Annotated in this window: 24 protein-coding genes; 13 read left to right on the top strand and 11 right to left on the bottom strand. The window is 71.6% G+C overall.

Features of this window, described 5'->3' with window-relative positions:
- Positions 1–195 precede the first annotated feature (195 nt).
- Positions 196–1,530 carry a 4-aminobutyrate--2-oxoglutarate transaminase gene (gabT, locus tag ACIRQY_RS24540; RefSeq protein ID WP_351787095.1) on the top strand — a complete coding sequence of 445 codons (1,335 nt, stop codon included), beginning with the start codon at positions 196–198 and terminating at the stop codon, positions 1,528–1,530.
- A gap of 99 nt (positions 1,531–1,629) precedes the next feature.
- Positions 1,630–2,379, top strand: a complete 750-nt coding sequence (locus ACIRQY_RS24535) for a phosphatase PAP2 family protein (protein ID WP_403929211.1) — start codon at positions 1,630–1,632, stop codon at positions 2,377–2,379.
- Here the strand turns inward: ACIRQY_RS24535 and ACIRQY_RS24530 are convergent.
- From ACIRQY_RS24530 to ACIRQY_RS24495, 8 genes are all read right to left on the bottom strand, one after another.
- Positions 2,330–4,129, bottom strand: coding sequence for a chitinase (locus tag ACIRQY_RS24530; protein WP_403929208.1), 1,800 nt, complete (start codon positions 4,127–4,129; stop codon positions 2,330–2,332). The two genes, ACIRQY_RS24535 and ACIRQY_RS24530, sit on opposite strands and share 50 nt — an antisense overlap.
- 227 nt (positions 4,130–4,356) lie before the next feature.
- The gene (locus tag ACIRQY_RS24525; RefSeq protein ID WP_403929206.1) at positions 4,357–4,827 is read right to left on the bottom strand and encodes a hypothetical protein; all 471 of its coding nucleotides are present in this window, start codon (positions 4,825–4,827) and stop codon (positions 4,357–4,359) included.
- Between the two features lie 113 nt (positions 4,828–4,940).
- Positions 4,941–6,359 carry an NAD(P)/FAD-dependent oxidoreductase gene (locus ACIRQY_RS24520; RefSeq protein ID WP_403929203.1) on the bottom strand — a complete coding sequence of 473 codons (1,419 nt, stop codon included), beginning with the start codon at positions 6,357–6,359 and terminating at the stop codon, positions 4,941–4,943.
- Positions 6,360–6,397: 38 nt separating this feature from the next.
- Positions 6,398–7,192 (bottom strand): ABC transporter permease, encoded by a 795-nt coding sequence (locus tag ACIRQY_RS24515; protein ID WP_351787110.1) that lies wholly within the window; start codon positions 7,190–7,192, stop codon positions 6,398–6,400.
- A complete protein-coding gene (locus tag ACIRQY_RS24510) occupies positions 7,192–8,124 on the bottom strand; it encodes an ABC transporter permease (protein ID WP_351787113.1) in 933 nt (310 codons plus the stop codon). Before ACIRQY_RS24510 ends, ACIRQY_RS24515 begins: the two co-directional genes overlap by 1 nt.
- Positions 8,121–9,269, bottom strand: a complete 1,149-nt coding sequence (locus ACIRQY_RS24505; RefSeq protein WP_403929200.1) for an ABC transporter ATP-binding protein — start codon at positions 9,267–9,269, stop codon at positions 8,121–8,123. Before ACIRQY_RS24505 ends, ACIRQY_RS24510 begins: the two co-directional genes overlap by 4 nt.
- Positions 9,270–9,312: 43 nt before the next feature.
- Entirely contained in the window at positions 9,313–10,560 is a 1,248-nt protein-coding gene (locus ACIRQY_RS24500; RefSeq protein ID WP_403929197.1) for a PotD/PotF family extracellular solute-binding protein, read from the bottom strand.
- Positions 10,561–10,610: 50 nt separating this feature from the next.
- Entirely contained in the window at positions 10,611–12,125 is a 1,515-nt protein-coding gene (locus ACIRQY_RS24495; protein WP_403929194.1) for a gamma-aminobutyraldehyde dehydrogenase, read from the bottom strand.
- Between the two features lie 175 nt (positions 12,126–12,300).
- On the opposite strand from ACIRQY_RS24495, the gene ACIRQY_RS24490 reads away from it, so the two are divergent.
- A complete protein-coding gene (locus ACIRQY_RS24490) occupies positions 12,301–12,849 on the top strand; it encodes an NADAR family protein (protein ID WP_403929191.1) in 549 nt (182 codons plus the stop codon).
- Positions 12,850–12,921: 72 nt separating this feature from the next.
- Here ACIRQY_RS24490 and ACIRQY_RS24485 read toward each other — a convergent pair whose 3' ends face one another.
- Positions 12,922–13,620, bottom strand: a complete 699-nt coding sequence (locus ACIRQY_RS24485; RefSeq protein ID WP_403929189.1) for a DUF4190 domain-containing protein — start codon at positions 13,618–13,620, stop codon at positions 12,922–12,924.
- A 75-nt stretch (positions 13,621–13,695) separates the two neighbouring features.
- On the opposite strand from ACIRQY_RS24485, the gene ACIRQY_RS24480 reads away from it, so the two are divergent.
- The 6 genes from ACIRQY_RS24480 (at position 13,696) to ACIRQY_RS24455 (ending at position 19,458) form a co-directional block, all read left to right on the top strand.
- Complete coding sequence (locus ACIRQY_RS24480) at positions 13,696–14,727, top strand: adenosine deaminase (RefSeq protein WP_403929186.1); 1,032 nt, start codon at positions 13,696–13,698, stop codon at positions 14,725–14,727.
- A gap of 19 nt (positions 14,728–14,746) precedes the next feature.
- Positions 14,747–15,436, top strand: a complete 690-nt coding sequence (locus tag ACIRQY_RS24475) for a glycerophosphodiester phosphodiesterase (RefSeq protein WP_403929183.1) — start codon at positions 14,747–14,749, stop codon at positions 15,434–15,436.
- Entirely contained in the window at positions 15,433–16,218 is a 786-nt protein-coding gene (locus ACIRQY_RS24470) for an SAM-dependent methyltransferase (protein ID WP_351787133.1), read from the top strand. Before ACIRQY_RS24475 ends, ACIRQY_RS24470 begins: the two co-directional genes overlap by 4 nt.
- Positions 16,218–17,408 (top strand): sensor histidine kinase, encoded by a 1,191-nt coding sequence (locus ACIRQY_RS24465; protein WP_403929179.1) that lies wholly within the window; start codon positions 16,218–16,220, stop codon positions 17,406–17,408. Before ACIRQY_RS24470 ends, ACIRQY_RS24465 begins: the two co-directional genes overlap by 1 nt.
- Positions 17,405–18,127, top strand: a complete 723-nt coding sequence (locus ACIRQY_RS24460; protein WP_403929177.1) for a response regulator — start codon at positions 17,405–17,407, stop codon at positions 18,125–18,127. Before ACIRQY_RS24465 ends, ACIRQY_RS24460 begins: the two co-directional genes overlap by 4 nt.
- A 95-nt stretch (positions 18,128–18,222) precedes the next feature.
- Positions 18,223–19,458, top strand: a complete 1,236-nt coding sequence (locus tag ACIRQY_RS24455; RefSeq protein WP_403929174.1) for a serine hydrolase domain-containing protein — start codon at positions 18,223–18,225, stop codon at positions 19,456–19,458.
- A 109-nt stretch (positions 19,459–19,567) separates the two neighbouring features.
- Here ACIRQY_RS24455 and ACIRQY_RS24450 read toward each other — a convergent pair whose 3' ends face one another.
- Together ACIRQY_RS24450 and ACIRQY_RS24445 are read right to left on the bottom strand one after the other, a co-directional pair.
- Positions 19,568–20,731 carry a PotD/PotF family extracellular solute-binding protein gene (locus ACIRQY_RS24450; RefSeq protein WP_403929332.1) on the bottom strand — a complete coding sequence of 388 codons (1,164 nt, stop codon included), beginning with the start codon at positions 20,729–20,731 and terminating at the stop codon, positions 19,568–19,570.
- Positions 20,732–20,874: 143 nt separating this feature from the next.
- Positions 20,875–22,311 carry a gamma-aminobutyraldehyde dehydrogenase gene (locus tag ACIRQY_RS24445; protein WP_403929172.1) on the bottom strand — a complete coding sequence of 479 codons (1,437 nt, stop codon included), beginning with the start codon at positions 22,309–22,311 and terminating at the stop codon, positions 20,875–20,877.
- A gap of 205 nt (positions 22,312–22,516) precedes the next feature.
- On the opposite strand from ACIRQY_RS24445, the gene ACIRQY_RS24440 reads away from it, so the two are divergent.
- The 4 genes from ACIRQY_RS24440 (at position 22,517) to ACIRQY_RS24425 (ending at position 26,430) form a co-directional block, all read left to right on the top strand.
- Positions 22,517–23,008: an Lrp/AsnC ligand binding domain-containing protein gene (locus tag ACIRQY_RS24440; RefSeq protein ID WP_017235908.1), complete on the top strand. Its 492-nt coding sequence runs from the start codon at positions 22,517–22,519 to the stop codon at positions 23,006–23,008.
- Entirely contained in the window at positions 23,005–24,366 is a 1,362-nt protein-coding gene (locus tag ACIRQY_RS24435) for an aspartate aminotransferase family protein (protein WP_403929169.1), read from the top strand. The genes ACIRQY_RS24440 and ACIRQY_RS24435 overlap by 4 nt, the downstream gene beginning before the upstream one ends.
- Positions 24,367–24,571: 205 nt before the next feature.
- A complete protein-coding gene (locus ACIRQY_RS24430; RefSeq protein WP_403929167.1) occupies positions 24,572–25,300 on the top strand; it encodes an ABC transporter ATP-binding protein in 729 nt (242 codons plus the stop codon).
- On the top strand, positions 25,282–26,430 hold the full coding sequence (locus ACIRQY_RS24425; protein ID WP_403929164.1) for a hypothetical protein: 1,149 nt from the start codon (positions 25,282–25,284) through the stop codon (positions 26,428–26,430). Before ACIRQY_RS24430 ends, ACIRQY_RS24425 begins: the two co-directional genes overlap by 19 nt.
- Positions 26,431–26,615: the final 185 nt, after the last annotated feature.

Below are 26,615 nucleotides of genomic sequence, written 5' to 3'. Positions count from 1 at the left end.
CAATCTAGTGGGCGCGGGGCTTCCCGGAGGGGTTTCGGGGGCCCGTGCGGCGGGGGCGGAAGCGGAACCTTCATGTCCATCCCGGACAACGACACACCCGCCACCACTCCCGATCGGTGCATGCCCCGGGCCGTCTCCCGCGCCTAGCCTGCGGAGGAACCCGCCCGTGCGTCCAGAACATCCCAGGAGCCCCGCATGAACGCTGTCCCGCAGGAGCGGCGCGTCGTCACCGCCATCCCCGGTCCGAAGTCGCAGGAGCTTCAGGCCCGCCGTCTCGACACGGTCGCCGGTGGCGTCGGCTCCACGCTCCCCGTGTTCACGAAGCGGGCCGGCGGGGGCATCATCGAGGACGTCGACGGCAACCGTCTGATCGACTTCGGCTCGGGCATCGCGGTGACCTCGGTCGGCGCCTCCGCCGAGGCCGTGGTGCGCCGTGCCGCCGCGCAGCTCCAGGACTTCACGCACACCTGCTTCATGGTGACGCCGTACGAGGGTTACGTGGAGGTCTGCGAGGCGCTGGCCGAGCTGACCCCGGGCGACCACGCGAAGAAGTCCGCGCTGTTCAACTCGGGCGCCGAGGCGGTCGAGAACGCGGTCAAGATCGCCCGGTCGTACACCAAGCGCCAGGCCGTCGTCGTCTTCGACCACGGCTACCACGGCCGGACGAACCTGACGATGGCGCTGACGTCGAAGAACATGCCGTACAAGCAGGGCTTCGGTCCGTTCGCGCCCGAGGTCTACCGGGTGCCGGTGGCGTACGGCTACCGCTGGCCGACGGGTGCCGAGAACTGCGGCCCCGAGGCCGCCGCCCAGGCGATCGACCAGATCAGCAAGCAGATCGGCGCGGACAACGTCGCCGCGATCATCATCGAGCCGCTGCTCGGCGAGGGCGGTTTCATCGAGCCGGCCAAGGGCTTCCTGCCGGCGATCGTGAAGTTCGCCAACGACAACGGGATCGTCTTCGTCGCCGACGAGATCCAGTCGGGCTTCTGCCGCACCGGCCAGTGGTTCGCGTGTGAGGACGAGGGCATCGTCCCGGACCTGATCACCACCGCCAAGGGCATCGCGGGCGGTCTGCCGCTGGCCGCCGTGACGGGCCGCGCCGAGATCATGGACTCCGTCCACGGCGGCGGTCTGGGCGGCACCTACGGCGGCAACCCGGTGGCCTGCGCCGCCGCGCTCGGCTCCATCGAGACGATGCGGGAGCTGGACCTCAACGCGCGGGCCCGGCGCATCGAGGAGGTCATGAAGGCCCGTCTCACGGCGATGCAGGAGAAGTTCCCGGTCATCGGTGACATCCGTGGCCGTGGCGCGATGGTCGCCATCGAGCTGGTGAAGGACCCGGCGACCAAGGAGCCGTACGCGGAGGCCGCCGGTGCGCTGGCGAAGGCCTGCCACGCGGAGGGTCTCCTGGTCCTGACCTGCGGCACCTACGGCAACGTGCTGCGTTTCCTGCCGCCGCTGGTGATCGGCGAGGACCTGCTGAACGAGGGTCTCGACATCATCGAGAACGCGTTCGCCGGGATCTGATCGCGTACCGTCGGTCCGTGTGAAGACTCTGTGGGGGGCCGATGGCGGGATGCGTTTCCCGCTGTCGGTCCCCTCTTCTCTGCCGTACGGTTTCCGCAGATGAGAGAAACACCCCGGGCGGAGCCTCCCCAGCCCCGCCCGCACCGTGCGGTCACGCACACCACCGGGACTTCGGGTCCCGGAACTCCTCACCGATCGGATGGCCGCCCGCCCCACACCCCCCGGGGCGTGCGGCGGCCCGATCCTCACGGCCGTCCTGGAACCACCCCCCCTGTTCCAGGGCGGCCGGCTCTCTTCTCGGCGCTCGTCGCCCTCGCCCTCATGACCTGGCAGGTGCTGGTCCACGGCCCGCTGACCGGGCTGGACGAGCGGGTCTCCCGGGCCCTGGTGGACACGGTCCCCCGGCCCCTCTCGGAGCTGGCCTCCGACCTCGGGAACATGACGGTGGCCCTGCCCGTCCTCGGCTGCGCGATGGCGTACGCGGTGTGGCGCGGCCGTCGGGCCGCCGCCCTGTACGCGGGGCTCGCGATGGCGGCGGTGCCGCTCCTGGTGATTCCGCTGAAGGAGTGGACGGCCCGGCCGGGGCCGCTGGAGCCGTGGGCGCAGGGCTACTACCCCTCGGGTCATACGGCGACGGCCGCGGTGGCCTATTTCGGCGCGGCCTTCCTGGTCTCGAACCGGCTGGTCCCCGTCGCCGCCGTGCTGACGGCGGTGACGGGGACCGGTCTGGTGCTGCGCGGCTACCACTGGCCCCTGGACGTGCTGGCCAGTCTCTGTCTGAGCCTGCTGGTGCTGGGGGTCAGCTCCAGTTGTACGCGTCGAAGTTGTTCGAGAACTGCCACTGGTTGAAGCGGTCCCAGTTGATCGACCAGGTCATCAGGCCGCGCAGGGCGGGCCAGGTGCCGTGGGTCTGGTAGGTGCCGCAGTTGGTCTTCTTGGTGAGGCAGTCGAGGGCCTTGTTGACCTCGGCGGGGGTGGTGTGGCCGTTGCCCGCCTGGGTGGAGGCGGGGAGGCCGATGGCGACCTGGTCGGCGCGGAGGGCGGGGAAGAAGCGGTCGGCGTTGCCCGCGACGGGGAAGCCGGTGAGGAGCATGTCGGTCATCGCGATGTGGAAGTCCGCGCCGCCCATGGAGTGGTACTGGTTGTCCAGGCCCATGATCGGGCCCGAGTTGTAGTCCTGGACGTGGAGCAGGGTCAGGTCGTCGCGCAGGGCGTGGATGACCGGCAGGTAGGCGCCGGCGCGCGGGTCCTGGCCGCCCCAGGGGCCGGAGCCGTAGAACTGGTAGCCGAGCTGGACGAAGAAGGTCTCCGGGGCCATGGTGAGGATGAACTTCGGGCCGTACTTGGCCTTGAGGGTCTTGACGGCCTGGATCAGGTTGACGACGACCGGGCTGGTCGGGTTGCGGAAGTCGGTGTCACCGGTCTGGAGCGACAGGGAGTGGCCCTCGAAGTCGATGTCGAGGCCGTTGAGGCCGTAGTCGTCGATGATCTTCGAGACGGAGCTGACGAAGGTGTCGCGGGCGGCGGCGGTGGAGAGCTGGACCTGTCCGTTCTGGCCGCCGATGGAGATGAGCACCTTCTTGCCCGCGAGCTGCTTGGCCTTGATGGCGGCCTTGAAGTCGGCCTCGGACTCGACGGTGGGGCACTCCGCGACCGGGCAGAGCTTGAAGCGGATGTCGCCCGAGGTCACCGAGGTCGGTTCGCCGAAGGCCAGGTTGATGACGTCCCAGGAGGCGGGGACGTCGGCCATCCGGGTGTAGCCGGAGCCGTTGGCGAAGCTGGCGTGGAGGTAGCCGACGAGGGCGTGCGCGGGCAGTTCGGTACCGCCTCCGCCGCCGCTCGTCGTGGTGGCGTTCACGAGGGCGGACTTCGGGGACTCGCCCGCGCTGTTCGCGGCGGTGACCTGGAAGGTGTACGGGGTGGAGGCGGTGAGTCCGGTGACGGTGGTGGAGGTGCCGGTGACCGTCTGGACCTTGGTGGCGCCCTGGTAGACGTGGTACGAGGTGGCACCGGAGACGGCGGCCCAGGTGAGCGGGACCGTGGTGGAGGTCGGGCTGCCCGCCGCGAGGCCGGTGGGGGCGGTGGGGATCGTGGCCGGGTCACCCCCGGGGCCGTACAGGGAGAGGTCGTCGGCCTGGTAGGCGGGGGTGCCGTACCAGCCGTGGGTGTAGATGGTGACCGAGGTGGTGGCGGCGCCCGTGGTGAAGGTGGTGCTGAGCTTCTGCCAGTCGGGGGCGGAGTTCGTCCAGGTGGAGACGTCGGTGGTGCCGGTGCCGGTGGCGCCGAGGTAGACGTAGCTGCCGCGGACCCAGCCGCTGAGCGTGTACGTCGAGCCGGGCTTGACGGTGACGGTCTGTGAGCAGCGGGCGTTGTCGCTGCCCGCGGGGGTGGCCTGGAGCGCCTTCGTACCGCTGTGGGTGGGGGTGGCGACGACGGCGCCGCTGCCCGCCGAGCAGTTCCAGCCGTCGAGTCCGGCCTCGAAGCCGCCGTTGCGGGCGAGTTCGGAGTCGGCGGCCTGGGCGGTGGGGGTGAGCGCGGCGAGTCCGCCGGCGGCGAGGACGCCCGCGAGGAGCAGGGTCAGGGGTCTGGCGCGGTCCACAACTGCCTCCGGGTGGGGGGAATCGAGGTGCGAGCCCGCCACAGCATGGTCCAGACCAATCGAGTGGTCAAGACCTCTGTCCCCGGCGTCCGCACGGCGGACGGAGCGGTCCGCACACCGTACGGACCACGCGCCCGGCCGGGCCCGGAAGGGGCGGTCCGGGGCGTGTTCCGAAGCCCCGTCCACACCTGCCCTCCGGGCGGACGGCCCCCCTTCCGCGACACCCTTCAGGCGTCACGCCCCGGCCGCCCGAGCCGCCCCGCGGCCTCGTGCATCGCCATCTCCAGGAGGGTGGCGTCGGTGAGGGTGCCGGTGCCGTCCGGCGGCACCAGCCAGTGGACCCCGCCGGTCGCGCGACCGGGGTACGGCACCACGATCCAGGTGCCGGTGCCCGCGCCGCGCACCCCGGTGCCGAGCCAGCGGGCGGCGGTGCCGGGCGGCACGAAGAAGCCCGTCCGGGCGTCGCCGAAGTCCGCGAGGACCGGCCCCGGCCTGCTCACCAGACGCGTCAGCACATCGAGCGTGGGGCGGCCGAGCTCCCCCGGCAGGATCAGGACGTCCCAGCGCCTGCCGGCGGGCAGCAGCGCGACCCCGTGCGGGTTGCGCTCCCACTCCCACCGGCAGGCGTCGGGGTCGGGTGCGACCGATGCCAGCCATTCCACCGCGCTCTTGGTGCCCGAGGCCCCCGTACCAGTCATCGCAACGATCTCCTTCCGTGTGGACACGGTGTCCGTACGGAGAGAGCGGGCGCGGGGGCTTCTCTTACGCGACTTCAGCTACTCATCAGTTGTGATGTGGATCACAGGGGTGCTCAGCTGTCGAAGCCGAGGCCCACCCGGTCCATGGCCTTCAACCACAGATTGCGCTTCCCGCCGTGCTCGTCGGCGCGCGCCAGGGACCACTTGGTGATCCCGATGCCCGCCCAGGCGATCGGCTCGGGCGGGAACGGCAGCGGCTTGGAGCGGACCATCTCCAGCTCCGTGCGCTCGGTCCGCTCCCCCGCGAGCAGGTCCAGCATCACGTCCCCGCCGAAGCGGGTCGCGCCGACCCCGAGACCGGTGAAGCCCGCCGCGTACGCCACCCTGCCCTTGTACGCCGTACCGAAGAAGGCGGAGAAGCGGGAGCAGGTGTCGATCGCGCCGCCCCAGGCATGGCTGAAACGCAGACCCTCCAGCTGCGGGAAGCAGCGGAAGAAGTGCTCGGCGAGCTTGAGGTACGTCTCGGGGCGGTGGTCCATCTCGGCGCTGAGCTTCCCGCCGAACGGGTAGATCGCGTCGTAGCCGCCCCACAGGATGCGGTGGTCGGCGGTGATCCGGAAGTAGTGGAACTGGTTGGCGGAGTCGCCGAGTCCCTGCCGGTTCTTCCAGCCGATCGAGGCGAGCTGCTCGGGGCTGAGCGGCTCGGTCATCAGCGCGTAGTCGTAGACCGGGACGGTGTACGGGCGGACGCGCTTGACCAGCGACGGGAAGACGTTGGTGCCGAGGGCGACCTTCCGGGCGACGACCCGGCCGTACGGGGTGCGCACGCCCATGCCCGCGCCGACGGAGAGCAGATCGAGGCCCGGGGTGTTCTCGAAGATCCGCACGCCGAGGTCGAGACAGGCCCGCTTGAGGCCCCAGGCCAGCTTGGCCGGGTTCAGCATGGCGACGCCCCGCCGGTCCCAGAGACCGCCCAGGAAGGTCGGCGAGTCGACCTCGGCGCGCACCGCGTCCCGGTCGAGGAGCTCCAGACCGTCGGCGAGACCGAGCCGCTCGATCTCCTCGTACATCTCGTGCAGCTCGTCGACCTGGTACGGCTCGGTGGCGACGTCGATCTCGCCGGTGCGCTCGAAGTCGCAGTCCAGGGAGTAGCGGGCGACCGCCTCCTCGATGCCGTCGAGGTTGCGCTCGCCGAGCCGCTCCAGCTGGGGCAGCTCGCCCGGCCAGCGGGCGAGTCCGTTGCCGAAGCCGTGGGTGAGGGAGGCCGCGCAGAAGCCTCCGTTGCGGCCCGAGGCGGCCCAGCCCACCTCGCGCCCCTCGATCAGCACCACGTCACGGGAGGGCTCGCGCTCCTTGGCGAGGAGCGCGGTCCACAGGCCGCTGTAACCGCCGCCGACCACGAGGAGGTCGCACTTCTCGGTGCCCGTGAGGGCGGGCAGGGCGGCGGGCTTGCCCGGGTCTTCCAGCCAGAAGGGGACGGGCTGGGCGTCGGAGAGAGATTGGGCGGCGAGACGCATGGCGACTGGGGCCATGGTTTCCAACTCCTTCAGTGGCTGAGCTGCTTCATCGCTCAGGCCGTTGCTGTTTTCTTGCGCCGGTTCGTAATGATTTGCCCGGCCACCACCATCAGTACCGCGAGGACGAACATCCCGGTGCCGATGACGTTGATCTGAACGGGGGTTCCTCGCTGCGCCGAGCCCCAGACGAACATGGGGAAGGTCACGGTGGAGCCCGCGTTGAAGTTGGTGATGATGAAGTCGTCGAACGAGAGGGCGAAGGCCAGCAGGCCACCGGCGGCGATGCCGGGGGCCGCGATCGGCAGGGTCACCCGGAGGAAGGTCTGCGCGGGGCTCGCGTAGAGGTCGCCCGCGGCTTCTTCGAGGCGCGGGTCCATGGACATGACCCGGGCCTTGACCGCCGTCACGACGAACGACAGACAGAACGTGATGTGGGCGATGAGGATCGTCCAGAAGCCCAGCTGGATGCCCATGTTGAGGAAGAGCGTGAGCATCGAGGCGGCCATCACGACCTCGGGCATCGCCATCGGCAGGAAGATCAGCGAGCTGATCGCGCCGCGCGCCCGGAAGCGGTAGCGGACCAGGGCGAAGGCGATCATCGTGCCGAGGACGACCGCGCCGAGGGTGGCCCAGGCGGCGATCTGGAGCGACAGGGAGAGCGACTCGCACATGTCGGCGACGCCGCAGGGGTCCTTCCAGGCGTCGAGCGAGAACTCCTGCCAGGCGTAGTTGAAGCGGCCCTTCGGCCTGTTGAAGGAGAACGCCATCACCACGAGGTTCGGCAGGATCATGTACGCGAGCGTGAGCAGGCCCGCGATGACGACGAGGTTGCGTCGTATCCAGCGCATCAGACCAGGTCCTCCGTTCCCGCACGGCGGATGTAGACGGTGACCATGACCAGCACGATCGCCATGAGGATGAAGGAGAGCGCGGCGGCCGTCGGGTAGTCGAGGACCCGCAGGAACTGCGACTGGATGACGTTTCCGATCATCTTGGTGTCGGTGGAGCCGAGCAGTTCCGCGTTGACGTAGTCACCGGCCGCCGGGATGAAGGTGAGCAGGGTGCCGGAGACGACGCCGGGCATCGACAGCGGGAAGGTCACCTTGCGGAAGGTGGTCGCCGGGGAGGCGTACAGGTCCCGCGCGGCCTCGTGCAGCCGGCCGTCGATCCGCTCCAGGGAGGTGTAGAGGGGCAGGATCATGAAGGGCAGGAAGTTGTACGTGAGGCCGCAGACGACGGCCATCGGGGTGGCGAGCACCCGGCTGCCCTCGGTCCAGCCGAGCCAGCTGGTCACGTCGAGGACGTGCAGCGCGTTCAGGACGTCGACCACGAGGCTGTCGTCGGCCAGGATCGTCTTCCAGGCCAGCGTCCGGATGAGGAAGCTGGTGAAGAAGGGCGCGATGACGAGGACCAGCAGCAGATTGCGCCAGCGTCCGGCCTTGAAGGCGATCAGATACGCGAGCGGGTAGCCCAGCAGCAGACAGAGCAGGGTCGCGGTGCCCGCGTACAGCAGGGAGCGGACGAACTGCGGCCAGTACTCCCGGAAGGCGTCCCAGTAGGTCGGGAAGTGCCAGGTGACCTGGAAGCCCTGCTCCAGGGAGCCGGTCTGGACCGAGGTCGAGGCCTGGTAGACCAGCGGCAGCGCGAAGAAGACGAGCAGCCAGAGGATGCCGGGCACCAGCAGCCAGTAGGGGACGAGCCGCTTGCGGGTGGAGGGCTTGCGCGGCACGGGTTCCGCCGCCGGGTCCGCCGTCTCCTCGGCGAGGGTGGTCGCGCTCATCCGGCGTCCTCCACCGTCTCCACGCCCGCGTCGATGGCCTGGGCCGCGTCGAGCCCGAAGGTGTGCGCCGGGTTCCAGTGCAGGACGACCTCGGCGCCGGGGCGCAGCCGGGTGTCGCGCTCGATGTTCTGCTCGTAGACCTGGAGGCCGCTGCCCGCGGGGCCGTCCACCACGTACTGGGTGGAGACGCCGATGAAGGAGGAGTCGGCGATCCGGCCGGTGACCCGGTTGCGGCCGTCGGCGACGGTGGCCGCGTCGTCGGCGTGGGTCAGCGAGATCTTCTCGGGGCGGACGCCCACGAGCACCTTGCCGCCCTGGCGGACGGCGGTCGTACAGCGGTCACCGGGGACCCGGAGCCTGCTGCCGCCCGCCGTGACGAGGAGGTCGCCGCCGGTCTCCAGGACCTCGGCCTCGATGAGGTTGGAGGTGCCGAGGAAGTTGGCGACGAAGGTGGTCCGCGGGTTCTCGTAGAGGTCGGCGGGGGCGCCGAGCTGCTCGACCCGGCCGCCGTTCATCACCGCGACCTGGTCGGCCATGGTCATGGCCTCCTCCTGGTCGTGGGTGACGTGCACGAAGGTGATGCCGACCTCGGTCTGGATGCGCTTGAGCTCCAGCTGCATCTGACGGCGCAGCTTGAGGTCGAGGGCGCCGAGCGGCTCGTCGAGGAGGAGGACCTGGGGGTGGTTGATGAGGGCGCGGGCCACCGCGACGCGCTGCTGCTGGCCGCCGGAGAGCTGGTGCGGCTTGTGGCGGGCCTTGTCGCCGAGCTGGACGAGTTCCAGCATGTCGTCGACCTGCTTCTGCACGGACTTGACGCCGCGCCGGCGCAGCCCGAAGGCGATGTTCTCGGTGATGTCCATGTGCGGGAAGAGCGCGTAGGACTGGAAGACGGTGTTGACCGGCCGCTTGTACGGGGGGAGGTCGGTGACGTCCCGGTCGCCGAGGAAGACGGTGCCGGTGCTGGGGTCCTCCAGCCCGGCGATCATGCGGAGCGTGGTGGTCTTGCCGCAGCCGGAGGCGCCGAGGAGGGCGAAGAAGGAGCCCTGCGGGACGGTCAGGTCCAGCGGGTGGACGGCGGTGAAGGAGCCGTAGGACTTGCTGATCCCGGTGAGACGGACGTCGCCGCCGGTGTTCTTGTCAGTCATGGGTTGCGGTCCCAGGGGAGTGAGAGAGGTGGACGGCGTGGCCTCAGGCGCCGATGAGCTTGGCGAACTTCTCCTCGTACGCCGTCTCCTCCGCGCTGCTGAGCGAGCGGAAGGAGCGCGACTTCTTGGCCATGGCCTTGTCCGGGAGGATCAGCGTGTTGTCCGCGAGCTCGGGGTCGATCCTGGCCAGCTCGTCCTTCACCCCGTCGACGGGGCACACGTAGTTGATGTACGCGGCGAGCTGGGCGGCGACGGGAAGCTCGTAGTAGTAGTCAATGAGCTTCTCGGCGTTCGTCTTGTGCCGGGACTGCGCGGGGACGAGCAGGTTGTCCGTGGAGGTGATGTATCCGGCGGACGGGATGGCGTACCGGATGTCCGGGTTGTCGGCCTGGAGCTGGATGACGTCACCGGCCCAGGCGAGACAGGCGGCGAGGTCGCCCTTGCTGAGGTCCGAGGTGTAGTCGTTGCCGTGGAAGCGGCGGATCTGCTGGGTGTCGACGCCCTTCTGGAGGCGTCCGACGGCCGCGTCGAAGTCGGCGTCGGTGAACTTCCCGGGATCCTTGCCGAGGTCGAGCAGGGCCATGCCGACGGTGTCGCGCATCTCGGTGAGGAAGCCGACGCGGCCCTTGAGGGCGGGGTCGTCCAGGAGCTGGCTGACCGAGTCGACCTTCCTGCCGCCGGTCGCCTTCACGTTGTAGGCGATGACGGTGGAGATGCCGGTCCAGGGGTACGAGTAGGAGCGGCCCGGGTCCCAGTCGGGGCGGCGGAACTGGGCGGAGAGGTTGGCGTAGGCGTTGGGGAGGTTCGCCGGGTCGAGCTTCTGGACCCAGCCGAGCCGGATCATGCGGGCGGCGAGCCAGTCGGTGACGCAGATCAGGTCGCGGCCGGTCTCCTGTCCAGCGGCGAGCTGCGGCTTGATCTTGCCGAAGAACTCGACGTTGTCGTTGATGTCCTCGGTGTACTTGACCGCGATCCCGGTGCGTTCGCGGAACGCCGCCAGGGTGGGGCGGGACTTGCCGTCCTCGCCGATGTCCATGTACTCGGTCCAGTTGGAGAAGGCGACGGTCCTCTCCTTGGCCGACACGTCGGTGGACGCGGGCCCCTGGCCCTCCCGCTTGGCCGGCGGGATGCCGCAGGCGCTCAGCCCGGCGAGACCGCCGAGGGTGAGCGCCCCGACACCTCCGGCGCGCAGCACCGAACGGCGGCTGAGGGCACTCCGGCCGCTCGTCAGGCTGCGGCGTATCGCGGCCGTCTGCGCGGCCGACAGGCCGTCGGGCTCGTACTGCTCCATGCGCTGTGCCCTTTCGGGAGGTTGGTGCGTCGCCGGTCAGCGACGAGCTGCTATCGGTCCCCGAAGATCGTGCGGTGCCAGTCCTTGGCCGCCACCGCGGTGTTGTCGAACATCACGTGCTTGACCTGGGTGTACTCCTCGAAGGAGTACACCGACATGTCCTTGCCGTAGCCCGATGCCTTGCTGCCGCCGTGCGGCATCTCGCTGATGATCGGGATGTGGTCGTTGACCCAGACGCAGCCGGCCTTGATCTCCCGGGTGGCGCGGTGGGCCCGGTAGACGTCCCGGCTCCAGGCGGAGGCGGCCAGGCCGTAGGGGGTGTCGTTGGCGAGCCGGATGCCCTCGTCGTCGCTGTCGAAGGGCAGGGCCACCAGGACCGGCCCGAAGATCTCCGACTGCACGACCTCGCTGTCCTGCGGGGCTCCGGTGATCAGGGTCGGCCGGTAGTACGCGCCGTCCTTCAGGTCGCCGCCCGGGATCTCGCCGCCGGTGACGACGGTGGCGTAGGCGCGGGCGCGCTCCACGAAGCCCGCGACGGCGTCGCGGTGCCGGTGGCTGACGAGCGGCCCGAGGTCGGTGGCCGGGTCGAAGGGGTCGCCGAGGCGGACGGTCTCCATCAGTTCGGCGACCCGGGCGACGAAGGCGTCGAAGAGCGGGCGCTGGACGTAGGCGCGGGTGGCGGCGGTGCAGTCCTGGCCGCTGTTGATGAGGGAGGCGGCGACGGCGCCGTGCGCGGCGGCCTCCAGGTCGGCGTCGTCGAAGACGACGAAGGGTGCCTTGCCGCCGAGTTCGAGGTGGAGGCGCTTGACGGTGGCGGTGGCGATCTCGGCGACGCGCTTGCCGACGGGGGTGGAGCCGGTGAAGGAGGTCATGACGACGTCGGGGTGGCCGACGAGGTGTTCGCCGACGGTCCGTCCGGCGCCGCTGACGACGTTGATCACTCCGTCGGGGATGCCCGCGTCGGTGGCCGCCCGCGCGAACATCAGGGAGGTCAGCGGGGTCAGCTCGGCGGGCTTCAGGACGATCGTGTTGCCCGCGGCGATGGCCGGGAGGATCTTCCAGGCCGCCATCTGGAGCGGGTAGTTCCAGGGGGCGATGGAGCCGATGACGCCGATCGCCTCGCGCCGGACGTACGAGGTGTGGTCGCCGCTGTACTCGGCGGCCGACTGGCCCTGGAGGTGGCGGGCGGCCCCCGCGAAGAAGGCGGTGTTGTCGACGGTGCCCGGTACGTCGAACTCGGTGGTCAGCTTGAGGGGCTTGCCGCACTGGAGGGACTCGACGCGGGCGAAGTCGTCGGCCCGTTCGGCGAGGACGGCGGCGAAGCGGTGGAGGGCGTCGGAACGCTCTCCGGGGGTGGCGCCCGACCAGCCGGGGAAGGCCGCCTTGGCGGCGGCGACGGCGGCGTCGACGTCGGCGGTGGAGGCCAGCTCGTACGTGTGGACGCTCTCCCCCGTCGCGGGGTCGACCACGCTGTGCCGCTGACCGGAGGTTCCGGCACGGAGCCGTCCGCCGATGTACTGTGCGCCGTCCGCGAAGCGGTCCGTCACCTGGAAGCGGTTGCCCATGACGCTCTCCGTTGTCCCAGCTCGAATTGAGTGCCGATCCTGACATGGCGAAAGGGGGTCAACAAGTGATTCCGTTGTTGCCTTTTGGTTACGCGACGGAATCGGTCGACCATGTGTCGAGGCGGCCGGAAAATCTCCGTACGTATTGTCCGTGGTGAATGCCACACTGCCGTGCATGAGCGGTATCGAGACACTGACACAGCAGGTCAGCAGGGGTGAGCGGGTGAAGTGGCTGCACTTCTGGGGTCACCGTCCGCATCCGGACGGTCGCCTTTCCGCGAGCTGTCTGAGCCAGTGGTGGCCCGCGCCCTTCGTGACCGACGGTGTGGCGTACGCGACCGCCGAGCACTGGATGATGGCGGCCAAGGCCCGTCTCTTCGGGGACGCCGACGCCGAGCGGGCCGCCCTGGCCGCCCGTACGCCCGCCGAGGCCAAGGTCGCGGGGCGGCTGGTCCGGGGCTTCGACGAGGCCGTGTGGGAGCGGGAGCGCCTCGGGATCGTCGTCGAGGGCAGCGTCCACAAGTTCTCCTCGGACGAGGGGCTGCGCGCCTATCTCCTGGGGACCGGCACCCGGGTCCTGGTGGAGGCCAGCCCGATGGACCGCGTCTGGGGCATCGGGCTGACGGCCGACGACCCCCGTGCCACCGACCCGGCCCGCTGGCGGGGCCTCAACCTGCTGGGCTTCGCCCTGATGGAGGCACGGGAGCGGCTGCGGACGGAGTGATTCCCGCCGGTACGGGCCGGGGCCCCGCACCTGAGCAGGTGCGGGGCCCCGGCCTTCGGGCGCGGCCGTCGGTCAGTCGCCCCGCTCGATCTCCAGGACCGAGGCGTAGGGGTCGCCGCTGCCGGACTCCTCGAAAGTGCCCGGGTCCTGGACGACCGCCCAGACGATGAACGCCACGAAGACCGCGCTGACCAGGGTGCCGATGGAGCCGAGCACGATGCCCGCGATGGCCATGCCCCGGTTGGTCGCCTCGCCCCGGCCGGCCTTCTTCAGCCCGATGACGCCGAAGATCAGCGCCAGGATGCCGAGGACCATGCCCAGGCCGTACAGACAGAAACCGGCCACGGCGATGATGCCGAGCACCATCGAGGCCGTGCCCATGCCGTTGGACGGCTGCTGCGGCCAGCCGGGCTGGCCGGGGTAGCCGCCGCCGTACGGCGACGAGGTGTCCGGGTAGCCGGGGTAGCCGTATCCGGAGGCGGCGGGGGCCGCCGGGCTCGCGGCCGTCGGGTAGCCGTATCCGCCGGCGGCGGGCTCCGCCGCCGGATAGCCGTACGTGCCGGGCGCGGCCGCCGGGCCGCCGGGCGCCACCGGTGGCGGCGGCACGGCCGCCCCGGGCTCCGGCGTGACCGGCACGGACGTGACGGTCTGCTGGTCGTGGACCGGCGGGGGCGTCGCCGCCTTGCTCAGTTCCACCCCGTCACGGTTCGGCGGAGCCCACGGGTCCGCCGGGTCGAATCCGCCCCGCGACTGGTCTTGGTTGTCAGACATGGGCCTCCCCCATCATGGTCCCGCCATGCTAAGGCCTCCCCCCTGTGCGGGACCCGACCGGCCTACGATGATCGGATGACCGATCTCCGTCCGTTCATCGCGGGCCTCCCCAAGGCCGAGCTGCACGTGCACCACGTCGGCTCCGCCTCGCCCCGGATCGTCGCCGAGCTCGCCGCCCGGCACCCCGACTCGAAGGTCCCCACGGACCCGGAGGCGCTGGCCGACTACTTCACCTTCACCGACTTCGCCCACTTCATCGACGTCTACCTGTCCGTCGTCGACCTGGTCCGCACCCCCGAGGACGTCCGGCTGCTGACCTTCGAGGTCGCCCGGGACATGGCCCGGCAGAACATCCGGTACGCCGAGCTGACCGTCACCCCCTACTCCTCGACCAGCCGGGGCATCGACGAGCGCGCCTTCATGGCGGCCATCGAGGACGCCCGCAAGGCCGCCGAGGCCGAGTTCGGCACGATCCTGCGCTGGTGCTTCGACATCCCCGGCGAGGCCGGGCTCGTCTCCGCCGAGGAGACCGCGCGGCTCGCCACCACCGACGCGCTGCGCCCGGAGGGCCTGGTCTCCTTCGGTCTTGGCGGCCCGGAGATCGGGGTGCCGCGCCCGCAGTTCAAGCCGTACTTCGACCGTGCGCGGGCCGCCGGACTGCGCTCCGTCCCGCACGCGGGCGAGACCACCGGACCGCAGACGGTCTGGGACGCGATCCACGACCTGGGCGCGGAGCGCATCGGGCACGGCACCACCTCCGTCCAGGACCCGGCGCTCCTCGCCCACCTGGCCGAGCACCGGATCGCCCTGGAGGTCTGCCCGACCTCCAACATCGCCACCCGGGCGGTCGCCACCCTGGACGAGCACCCGATCCGGCGGATGGTCGAGGCGGGCGTCCTCGTCACGGTCAACAGCGACGACCCGCCGATGTTCGGCACCGACCTCAACAACGAGTACGCGGTCGCCGCCCGGCTCCTCGGCCTCGACGAGCGCGGTGTCGCCGCCCTCGCCAAGAACGCGGTCGAGGCCTCCTTCCTCGACGCCTCGGGCAAGGCCGTGATCGCCGCCGAGATCGACGCCTACACCGACGGGTGGCTGGCGCGCTGACGGCGGTGAGAATGGGGTCATGCGCCCTGTCACTGCCGTAGGCCATCGCGGCGACCCGTACCGCGTCCGTGAGAACACCCTCCGCTCGATCTCCTCGGCGATCGAGCGGGGGGCGGACGCCGTCGAGATCGACGTCCGCCTGACGAAGGACGGGGTGCCCGTCCTCCTCCACGACGACACCCTGAAACGGCTCTGGGGCCACGACCGGCGGCTCGCCGACCTCACCCGCGCCCAGGTCGCCGAGGTGACCCGGGGCGGCGTCCCGACCCTGCGCGAGGCCCTGCTCACCGCCGGGGACAGGCGGCTGATGGTGGACCTGCCGGGCGGCGACGAGAAGTCGGTGCGGACGATCGTCGGAACGGTCCGCGAGTGCGGCGCCGGGGAGCGCGTCTACTACTGCGCCGGGGCCGTCGCCATGCTCCAGGTGCGGGCCGCCGACCCGGCCGCCGAGATCGCCCTGACCTGGAACTCGCTCGTCCCGCCCCGGCCTGCGCTGCTGGACGCGGTCCGGCCGCGCTGGCTCAACTACCGCTTCGGCCTGGTGAGCGGGGAGCTGACGGAGCGGCTGCACCGGGACGGCCTGCTGGTCTCGGTCTGGACCGCCGACACCCGGCGCACCATGCGTAAGCTGATCATGAAGGGGGTCGACTCGGTCACCACGAACCGCGTCGACGCGCTGACCGACGTCCTGCGAAAGGCTCGCGCATGAAAGACCGCATCAGGACCGACATCGCCCACAACGCCCGGGTGTGGAACTACTGGCTGGGGGGCAAGGACAACTACCCGGTGGACCGCGCGGTCGGCGAGCAGGTCACCGGTTTCTACCCCAGCATCGGCGAAGTGGCCCGCGCGGACCGGGCGTTCCTCGGCCGGGTGGTGACGTTCCTGGCCGCCGAGGAGGGCGCCCGCCAGTTCCTCGACATCGGTACGGGTCTGCCGACCGTCGACAACACCCATGAGGTCGCCCAGCGTTCGGCGCCGGACGCCCGGATCGTCTACGTCGACAACGACCCGATCGTCCTCACCCACGCCCGCGCGCTCCTGACCAGCGCGCCGGAGGGCGTCACCGAGTACGTGGACGCCGACGCCCACGACCCCCGCGAGATCGTCGCGGCGGCGGGGAAGACCCTCGACTTCTCCCGGCCGGTCGCGGTGATGATGCTCGGCATCCTCAACTTCGTGCTGGACACCGACGAGGCACGGTCGATCGTCCGGACCGTGATGGACGCCGTCCCCTCCGGCAGCCACCTCGTCCTGACCCACCCCACCCTGGAGCCGGAGCTCGGCGGCGAGGGCAACAAGGCCGCGATGGCCTTCTGGAACGAGAACGCGACCCCGCCGATCACCGCCCGCAGCCGCGCCGAGTTCACCTCCTTCTTCGAGGGCCTCGACCTCCTGGAGCCGGGCATCGTCTCCTGCTCACGGTGGCGGAACGATTCCGCGGGGGCGCCCGTGGTGGCCCAGTTCGGCGCGGTGGGCCGCAAGCCCTAATGGACGTACGGGGGGAGGCGCGGGTCCGCCGGGAGCGGCTGCGCGCCTGGGGCGCGGCGAACCCCTGGGCGGTGGACCTGGGGATCGCGCTGCTGGTCCAGGCGGCCCTGACCATGCCTTTCGTGGTGCCGCGCGCTCCCGACCTCCCACCGGCGACCTGGGGCGCGTACGGGCTGACGACGCTCACCGCGCTGCCGTTGGTGCTGCGGCGCCGCGCACCGCTCCCGGTGCTCCTCGCGGTGCTCGCGGCGAGCGCCTCGTACGAGCTGGCGCTCGACGGGCCGGGGCAGCCGCTGCCGTACACCGGGCTCGTCGCGGTCTACACGGTCGCGCTGCTCGCGCCGCCGTGGCAGCGGCTCCTGACCACGGTCCTGCTGCTCGCCGCGGTGCCGGTGTCGGTGTGGCTCAACACCCGGTCGGCCCGTGAACTGACCTTCTCCCTCTTCGTGTTCGGCGCCGCCTATGTCTTCGGGCGGCTCCAGGACGCCCGGCAGCGCGCCCACCGGGTCGAGGCCGAGCGGGCCGCCGCGCGCGAACGGGCCAGGATCGCGCGGGAGATGCACGACATCCTGTCGCACGCGGTGAGCCTGATGGTGGTCCAGGCGGAGGCCGGTCCGGTGGCGGTGCGGACGGCGCCGGAGCGCGCGGAGGCGGCCTTCGACGCGATCTCGGAGACGGGCCGCGAGGCGATGGTCCAGCTGCGGCAGATGCTGGGGCTGCTGCGGGACGGCAACGGGGAGGCCGGTGGCGGCGCGGCCCCGCGCGCTCCGCAGCCCGGCCTGGACGGCGTCCCCGAGCTGCTGGACCGGGTCAGGGCGGGCGGGCTCGCCGTGGCGTACGAGACGGCGGGCGGGGTACGGGCGCTGCCCGCGTCCACCGGCGCCCAGGTGTACCGGATCGTGCAGGAGGCGCTGACCAATGTGGTCCGGCACTCCGGGGCGCGCCGGGCCGAGGTGCGGCTGGTCCACGCGGACGGCGTCCTGCGGGTCACGGTCACCGACGACGGGCGGGGCCCGGGGACGGGCCGGGCACGGCCCCGCCGGGGCGGTCCCGGGCACGGTCTCACCGGGATCGGGGAGCGGGCCGCCGCGCAGGGCGGGACGGCGGAGACCGGCCCCGGGCCGGACGGCCGGGGGTTCGAGGTGCGGGTGGTGCTGCCCGTGCCGTCCACGGTGGAGGCGGGGGCGTGAGGACGGTCCGGGTGGTGGTGGCGGACGACCAGGAGCTGGTCCGCAGCGGTTTCGCGATGATCCTGGACGCGCAGCCGGACATCGAGGTGGTCGCGGAGGCGGGCGACGGGGCGGCGGCGGTCGAGGCGGTGCGGCGGCACGCGCCCGACGTGGCCCTCCTGGACATCCGGATGCCGGGGACCGACGGGATCGAGGCGTGCCGGACGATCGCGGCCGGGTCCCGCTGCCGGACGGTGATCCTGACGACCTTCGACACCGACGCGTACGTGTACGAGGCGCTGCACGCGGGCGCGTCCGGCTTCCTCCTGAAGGACGTGCGGCGGGACGATCTGGTGCACGCGGTCCGGGTGGTGGCGGCGGGCGAGTCGCTGCTCGCGCCGTCGGTGGCCCGGCGGCTGGTGGAGCAGTACACCCGGGGGGCGGGCGCCGGGCCGCGCGGGACGGGCCCGGACCCCCGGCTCGATGTGCTCACGGGCCGGGAGCGGGAGACGCTGCTGCTGCTCGCACGCGGTCTGTCGAACGCGGAGATCGCGGCGGAGCTGGTGGTCAGCGACCACACGGTGAAGACGCACGTGGGCAACGTCCTGGCCAAGCTGGGACTGCGGGACCGCGTCCAGGCGGTGATCTGCGCGTACGAGACGGGGCTCGTCGCGGCGGGCTCTCCCCCGCCCGGGGGAGACCGGTCCCCGGGGTCCTCCCCCGGGCGGGGGAGGAACTGACCCCGGAGGACCGCCGGTGCGGGCGATCCGCGCGGGGCCCCCGGTCCGGAGGATGGAGCCATCGAGAACGACGGCCCACACCCACGGAGTTGACCATGAGGAAGTCCGTCCGCACGCTGCTCGCCGCCGCCCTGGTACTGGGGGTGGCGGCCGGTCCGGCGGTCGTCCCGGCCGTCGCGGCGGCGCCCCCGGGGGCCGGTCCGGCCGGGGCGGTGTCCGGCCCCGGTCCCGCCGGGTCGGTCCCGGCGCCGGGTCTGTCCGAGGCGATGCCGGCGCCGGGTCTGGCAGAGGCGATGTCGGCGGTCGTCGCGGGGCTCCCCCGCGCCGACGCCACGGCCGCGCTCGTCCGGGTCGGCGGCGCGGAGGGGGTCTGGCGGGGCGGGGCGGGCGTCCACGACCTGGAGTCGGGGGCCCCCGCCGATCAGGGGGCCCGGTTCCGGGCGGGTTCGGTGACGAAGGTGTTCACGGCGGCGACCGTGCTCCAGCTGGCCGCCGAGGGGCGGATCGGCCTGGACCGCACGGCCCGTTCGTATCTGCCGGAGCTGATCCCCGGCCGGTACGCCCGGGTGACGGTCCGCCAGTTGCTGAACCACACGCACGGCATCCCGGCCGCCGGGCTGCCGGGCACGACGGTGGAGGAGTGGTACGCCCACCGCTTCGACACGTACACGCCCCGGGAGCTGGTGCGTTCGGCGGTGGCGAAGCCGCGCGAGTTCCGGCCGGGCACCCGTCAGCACTATCTGAACATCGGCTACACGGTCGCGGGTCTGATCGTGGAGCGGGTGACCGGCGACGACTTCGAGGACCAGGTGGAGCGGCGGATCCTGCGCCCGCTGGGGCTGCGGGACACCTACCTCCCGCGCGGCGCGGCCGAGCTGGTGGGCCCGTACAACCACGGCTATCAGACGATGCGGCTCGACGACGGGACGACCGGGCTCCGTGACGTGTCCGTCTGGGGGACCTCGGAGGCGTGGGCGGCGGGCGATCTGGTCTCGACCACCGCCGACCTGGAGCGTTTCGTCCGGGAGCTGTTCGCGGGCCGGGTGGTGCGCGGGCCGCTCCTGGCGGAGATGTTCACCCTGCCGGGGGTCACGGACCTGACGACCGGCGCCCCCGCCGCGTACTCCGCCGGGCTGTCGATGAAGCGGCTGGGCGGGCGCGAGGTGTGGGGGAAGACGGGTGGCCGCTGGGGCTACAACACGGCCGTCGCCTCGACCCGTGACGGCGCGCGCACCCTGGTCTACAGCGTCAACTCCACGGACGCGAAGGGCCAGGACATGAACCGGACCGCGCTGGGCCTGATGGTGGCGGCGTACGGCCTGCCGGACTGATCACCGGCGGACCCGGTGGCGGGTCCCGGCCGGTCGCGGGCCGCCGGGGGCCGGGGCCGGCCGGTACGGGGTCCGTGAGGGGCGCCGGGCCGTACCGAGGCCGGGACCGTCAGAGGCCGACGATCGCGTTCCACTTCTTGGCGAACTCCTGGCGTTCGTCGGAGCGGATGTCCCGCATGATGGTGAGCCGGGAGCGCATGTCGGCGTCGGGGAAGATCAGCGGGTCCTCGGCGAGGGCGACGAGTTCCTCGTCGCCGGAGTCGGCGAGGACGTTCTGCGCGGCGGGGACCGGGCAGACGTAGTTGACCCAGGCGGCGAGTTCGGCGGCGACCTCGGGCCGGTAGTAGTGGTCGACGAGCTTCTCGGCGTTGCTCTTGTGCTGGGCGAGGTTGGGGATCATCAGGGACTCGGCCCAGAGTTCGGCGCCCTCCTCGGGGACGACGAACTCGATGTCCGGGTTGTCGGCCTGGAGCTGGATGACGTCTCCGGAGTACGCCTGGCAGGCCAGGACGTCGCCGGTGGAGAGGTCCTTGATGTAGTCGTTGCCGGTGAAGCGGCGGATGTGCTTGCGGCGGACGAGGCCCTCGATCCGCTCGCACACGGCGTGGAAGTCGTCGGCGGTCCAGCGGGTGACGTCGACGCCGTCGCCCTGCAGGAGCAGGGACAGGGACTCGTCGAGCCCGGACAGCAGGGTGACCTTGCCGCGCAGGTCGTCGGCCCAGAGTTCTTCGGTGGAGCGCAGTTCCCGGCCGAGCCTGCGGCGGTTGTACGCGATGCCGGTGATCCCGGACTGCCAGGGCACGCTGTGCAGCCGTCCGGGGTCGAAGGCGGGGGTGCGCAGCTGGGCGGCGAGGTTCTTCGCGACGTTCGGCTGGGCGGCGCGGTCCATCTCCTGGACCCAGCCGAGGCGGACGAAGCGGGCGGCCATCCAGTCGCTGATGACGATCAGGTCGCGGCCGGTCTCCTGGTGGTTCATCAGGGAGGGGCTGATCTTCCCGAAGAACTCGTCGTTGTCGTTGATCTCCTCGGTGTACCGGACGGCGATCCCGGTCTCCTCGCGGAAGGCGTCGAGGGTGGGGCGCTTCCTGGGGTCCTCGTCGTCGGTGTCGATGTAGAGCGGCCAGTTGGCGAAGTCGAGGGTGCGGTCCCGGGCGGAGAGGTCGCGTCCGGCGCGGGCGCCCTCCTCGACGTAGGCGGCGGGGACTCCGCACCCGGCCGCGAGCAGGGTGGCCCCGGCGGCGACGCTGCCGCGCAGCAGGGACCGGCGGGACATGTACTTCCTGGTCGCTCTCACCCGTGCAGCATCGCGGTGGTCCGTGGCCGGGGGCAATGGACGGTCCGTCGAGCGACGGAGCGCGGCCCCGACACCCTGTCGATCAAGGGGGTCGGGGCCGCGGTGACGGGCCGGGGCGGGGATCAGCCCAGGGACGTCATGACGTGCTTGATGCGGGTGTAGTCCTCGAAGCCGTAGGCGGAGAGGTCCTTGCCGTAGCCGGACTTCTTGAAGCCGCCGTGGGGCATCTCGGCGACCAGCGGGATGTGGGTGTTGATCCACACGCAGCCGAAGTCGAGGGCCTTGGACATGCGCATGGCGCGCGCGTGGTCCTTGGTCCAGACGGAGGAGGCCAGGGCGTACTCGACGCCGTTGGCGTACTCCAGGGCCTGGGCCTCGTCCGTGAAGGACTGGACGGTGATGACGGGGCCGAAGACCTCGTTCTGGACGATCTCGTCGTCCTGCCGGAGGCCGGAGACGACGGTGGGGGCGTAGAAGTAGCCCTTGTCCCCGACGCGCCGGCCGCCGGCCTCGACCTTGGCGTGGGCCGGGAGACGGTCGATGAAGCCGCTGACCTGCTTGAGCTGGTTGGCGTTGTTGAGGGGGCCGTAGAGCACGTCCTCGTCGTCCGGCTGACCGGTCTTGGTCTCGGACGCCGCCTTGGCGAGGGCCGCGACGAACTCGTCGTGGATCGACTCGTGGACGAGGACGCGGGTGGCGGCGGTGCAGTCCTGCCCGGCGTTGAAGAACCCGGCGACGGAGATGTCCTCGACGGCCTTCTCGATGTCGGTGTCCTCGAAGACGACGACGGGGGCCTTGCCGCCCAGCTCCAGGTGGACGCGCTTGACGTCCTTGGCGGCCGACTCGGCGACCTGCATGCCCGCGCGGACGGAGCCGGTGATGGAGGCCATCGCCGGGGTCGGGTGCTCGACCATGGCCTTGCCGGTCTCGCGGTCGCCGCAGACGACGTTGAAGACGCCCTTGGGGACGATCTGCCCGATGATCTCCGCCATCAGGACGGTCGACGCGGGGGTCGTGTCGGAGGGCTTGAGGACGACGGTGTTGCCCGCGGCGAGGGCCGGGGCGAACTTCCACACGGCCATCATCATCGGGTAGTTCCAGGGCGCGACCTGGGCGCAGACGCCGACGGGCTCGCGGCGGATGATGGAGGTCATGCCCTCCATGTACTCGCCGGCGGAGCGGCCTTCGAGGAGCCGGGCGGCACCCGCGAAGAAGCGGATCTGGTCCACCATCGGCGGGATCTCCTCGCTCGCGGTGAGGGCGATCGGCTTGCCGGTGTTCTGCACCTCCGCGGCGATCAGTTCCTCGGCGCGCTCCTCGAAGGCGTCGGCGATCTTGAGAAGTACCTTCTGGCGCTCGGCGGGGGTGCTGTCGCGCCAGGCGGGGAAGGCGGCCGAGGCGGCCTCCATGGCGGCGTCGACGTCGGCCTGCCCGGAGAGCGGGGAGGTCGCGTAGACCTCGCCGGTGGTCGGGTCGACCACGTCGATGGTGCGGCCGTCGGCCGCGTCGCGGAACTCCCCGTTGATGTAGTTACGCAGCCGGCGCAGCTCGGTGGTCACTTGCCACCCCTCCTGTCACGTTCTGTCGTCGCACGTCCCTGTGCGGTGTCCCGATGGGCGAGACACCTCAGCCTAGTGGTTCGGCTGACGCTTTCAACAGGCCCAACCCCCCGCTACTTCGGATTCAGTAGCTCAGAGGCCCTTGCGCAACGAATTACATCGATCTGGGGTTGCGAGACCGACGAGTCTCGGTGCACAGTGAGGTGTGGCCAGTCGAAGCACAGACTCCAGAACCGGAACCGGTTCGTCCCCGACGATCGACGCCGTCTCCCTGGCGATCATCGAACAGCTCCAGGAGGACGGACGCCGTCCCTACGCGGCGATAGGCAAGGCCGTGGGCCTCTCCGAGGCCGCCGTGCGGCAGCGCGTCCAGAAGCTGCTCGACCAGGGCGTCATGCAGATCGTCGCCGTCACCGACCCGCTCACCGTGGGTTTCCGACGGCAGGCGATGGTCGGCATCAACGTCGAGGGCGATCTGGATCCGGTCGCGGAAGCACTGACCGCGATGGCCGAGTGCGAGTACGTGGTGATGACCGCGGGCTCCTTCGACCTGATGGTGGAGGTCGTCTGTGAGGACGACGACCACCTGCTGGATGTGATCAACAAGCGCATCCGCACCCTCCCGGGCGTGCGCTCCACCGAGAGCTTCGTCTACCTCAAGCTCAAGAAGCAGACCTATATGTGGGGAACTCGATGACCCAGGACCTCTCCAAGACTGCCTACGACCACCTGTGGATGCACTTCACCCGCATGTCGTCGTACGAGAACTCGCCCGTTCCCACCATCGTGCGTGGTGAGGGCACCTACATCTTCGACGACAAGGGCAAGCGCTACCTCGACGGTCTCGCGGGTCTCTTCGTGGTCAACGCCGGACACGGCCGTGAGGAACTGGCCGAGGTCGCGTACAAGCAGGCCAAGGAACTCGCGTTCTTCCCCGTGTGGTCGTACGCGCACCCCAAGGCCGTCGAGCTCGCCGAGCGCCTCGCGGACTACGCTCCCGGCGACCTCAACAAGGTCTTCTTCACCACCGGTGGCGGCGAGGCCGTCGAGACCGCCTGGAAGCTCGCCAAGCAGTACTTCAAGCTCCAGGGCAAGCACACCAAGTACAAGGTCATCTCGCGCGCGGTCGCCTACCACGGCACCCCGCAGGGCGCCCTGTCCATCACCGGTCTCCCGGCCCTCAAGGCCCCCTTCGAGCCGCTGGTCCCCGGCGCGCACAAGGTGCCGAACACCAACATCTACCGCGCCCCGATCCACGGCGACGACCCCGAGGCCTTCGGCCGCTGGGCCGCCGACCAGATCGAGCAGGAGATCCTCTTCGAGGGCGCCGAGACCGTCGCCGCCGTCTTCCTGGAGCCGGTGCAGAACGCCGGCGGCTGCTTCCCGCCGCCGCCCGGGTACTTCCAGCGGGTCCGCGAGATCTGCGACCAGTACGACGTGCTCCTCGTCTCCGACGAGACGATCTGCGCCTTCGGCCGCCTCGGCACGATGTTCGCCTGTGACAAGTTCGGCTACGTGCCGGACATGATCACCTGCGCCAAGGGCATGACCTCGGGCTACTCCCCGATCGGTGCCTGCATCGTCTCCGACCGCATCGCGGAGCCGTTCTACAAGGGCGACAACACCTTCCTGCACGGCTACACCTTCGGTGGCCACCCGGTGTCGTCGGCGGTCGCCATCGCCAACCTCGACATCTTCGACAAGGAAGGCCTCAACCAGCACGTGCTGGACAACGAGGACGCCTTCTTCTCCACCCTGAAGAAGCTGCACGACCTGCCGATCGTCGGCGACGTCCGCGGCAACGGCTTCTTCTACGGCATCGAGCTCGTCAAGGACAAGGTCACCAAGGAGTCCTTCACGGACGAGGAGACCGAGCGCGTGCTCTACGGCTTCCTCTCCAAGGCGCTCTTCGAGAACGGCCTGTACTGCCGTGCCGACGACCGTGGCGACCCGGTCATCCAGCTGGCCCCGCCGCTGATCGCCGACCAGGGCACCTTCGACGAGATCGAGGGCATCCTGCGGTCGGTCCTCACCGAGGCGTGGACCAAGCTGTAGAGGTCCCCACCAGCGGGCGGCACGCCGCCCTCACGGCGTGACACCCCGGCCCGGGAGGCGTCCATCCGAGTGGATGGACGCCTCCCGGGCCGCGTGCCGTCCGTACGAACCGATCCGAATCCTTACGGTGCCCAGTGACCGACAGGCCCGTCCTTCGTTCCCCCGGACGGGGGGCACAGATCGGATCGACATCGAGGTGTACGCGATGGCCCCACCGGACAACGACGTGCTCTGGGCGCGCTCCCTGCACTGCGCCCTGGGCGGCACCGACGCCCTCGGCGACATCTCCCTCGGCGTCCGCGAGGGCGAGATCCTCGCCCTCGCCGGACCGCGCGGCAGCGGCAAGACCACCCTCCTGCGCTGCCTGTCCGGGCAGCTCGTCGCCCAGCGGGGCGAGGTCTGGTTCGAGACCTTCCCCGTCCACGCCCTGGGCACCGCCGACCGCGAACGGCTCCGCCGCGACCGCTTCGGCTGGATCGACCCCTCCCCCGGCCTCGTCCCCGAACTGACCGGCTGGGAGAACGCCGCCCTGCCGCTGCTGCTCCGCGGCGCCTCCCACCGGGCCGCGAGGAGCGCCGCCGTGGAATGGCTGGAACGCCTCGACATCGGCGACTGCGCCCGCAGGCGCCCACACGCCCTCAGCCACGCCGAGTGCCAGCGGATCGCCGTCGCCCGCGCCCTGATCACCACCCCCTCGGTGGTCTTCGCCGACGAACCCACCGCCGCCCTGCACCGCGCCGACGGCGCCCAGCTCCTGCGCACCCTGACGGCCGCCGCCCGCTCGCACGGCATCACCGTGCTCCTCGCCACCCACGACACCGAGGTCGCCGCCCTCGCCGACCGCACGGTCGGCCTCCTGGACGGGCGCCGCACCGACGGCCCGCCCCCGGCCTCCGGGGCGGAGGGCGTCGCCGCGTGCTCGCTCTCCGTCTAGCCCGCGGGTCCCACCCCCTCGTCCAGACCCGGCGGCTCCTCGTCGCCACCGCCGCCGCCGGGGTGGGCTTCCTGCTGCTCTGCACCCTCGGACACGCCGTCGGGCACCCCGACCGCTCGGGCGCCGCCGCCCTGCGTCTGCTGTGGTGCGCCCTGCCCCTCGCCGCCACCGTGCAGTTCGCCGTCGCGGTGGCCCGTACCGACCCCAGCACCCGCCCCAGGACCGGGCTGTCGGCCGTCGGCCTCGGCCCCGCCCGGCTCACCGCCATCGCCGCCGCCTCGACCGCCGTCGCCTGCGCCCTCGGCTCCGCCGTCGCCCTGCTGTGCTACCTGCACCTGCGCGGCGACCTCACGGGGCTGCCCTTCGACGGCGCCGCCGCGGAGCTCCTCGCCGCCGACCGGCCGCTGCCGCTCGCCGCCGCCCTCACCCTGCTGGCCGTCCTCCCGGTCGCCGCCGCCACCGCCGCCGGGCTCGCCCTGCGGCCCCGCACCGCGCCCGTCCCGCCGGAGGGCGCCGAACGGCCGCTGCCCACAGGACTGCCCTGGGGCATCGCCCTGGTCGCCGTCGGCCTCGCCGCCGAGACGTACGCGGGACGCGGCGGCGGCACGGGGCTCCCGCTGCCCGGCCGCTTCGACGGCAACCCGGCGGGCGTCCTGGCCGGCTGGGTCCTCACCGCCGTCGGCCTCGCCCTCGCGGGACCCGGCCTCGTTCACGGCTGCGGGCGGCTCCTCCAGGCCGTCCGGCCCGGCGCCGTCCGGCTCCTCGCGGGCCGGGTCCTCACCACCGAGTCCCACCGCCTCGGCCGCCCCCTCGGCGTGGTCGCCGCGGTCCTCTCCGGCACCTACGCGGGCGCCGCCCTGTACGCCTCGGGCCCGGCCTCCGGCGCCGTCGGACCGCTCACCGGTCTCGGCGCGGCCCTCGTCCTCGCCTGCACCACGGCCACCCTCCTGACCGCGGCCCTGGAGACCCGGCAGAGCCGGGCGGAGACCACCGGGGCCCTGCTCCGCACCGGCGCCCCGCCGAACGCCCTGCGCAAGGCGGCCCTGCTGAGGGCCGCCGCCCTCGTCGCCGTCTTCGCCCCCCTCACCTGGGCGGTCGCCGAACTGGCGGCGCTGCCGCTGAAGGGCTGACCCCACCGGGCCGCGCCGTGCCTGGCCGCGCCTTGTCTTACCTCCCCTTGCCTCGCCTCGCCTCGCCTCGCCGAGAAGGAGCCCCGTCGGGGACGGCGCCGACCGCGCCGCCCCCGACGGGGCTCCCGGCAGCCGTCCCGCTCCCGCCCGTGGCCTCCCCGCTCCAGCTACTTCCGCTGCTTCCC

It is taken from the genome of Streptomyces sp. NPDC101490, assembly GCF_044767145.1.
GTDB lineage: Bacteria > Actinomycetota > Actinomycetes > Streptomycetales > Streptomycetaceae > Streptomyces.
Note: the sequence above shows the minus strand (reverse complement) of the source record. Positions and strands in the feature narration are given on the sequence as shown.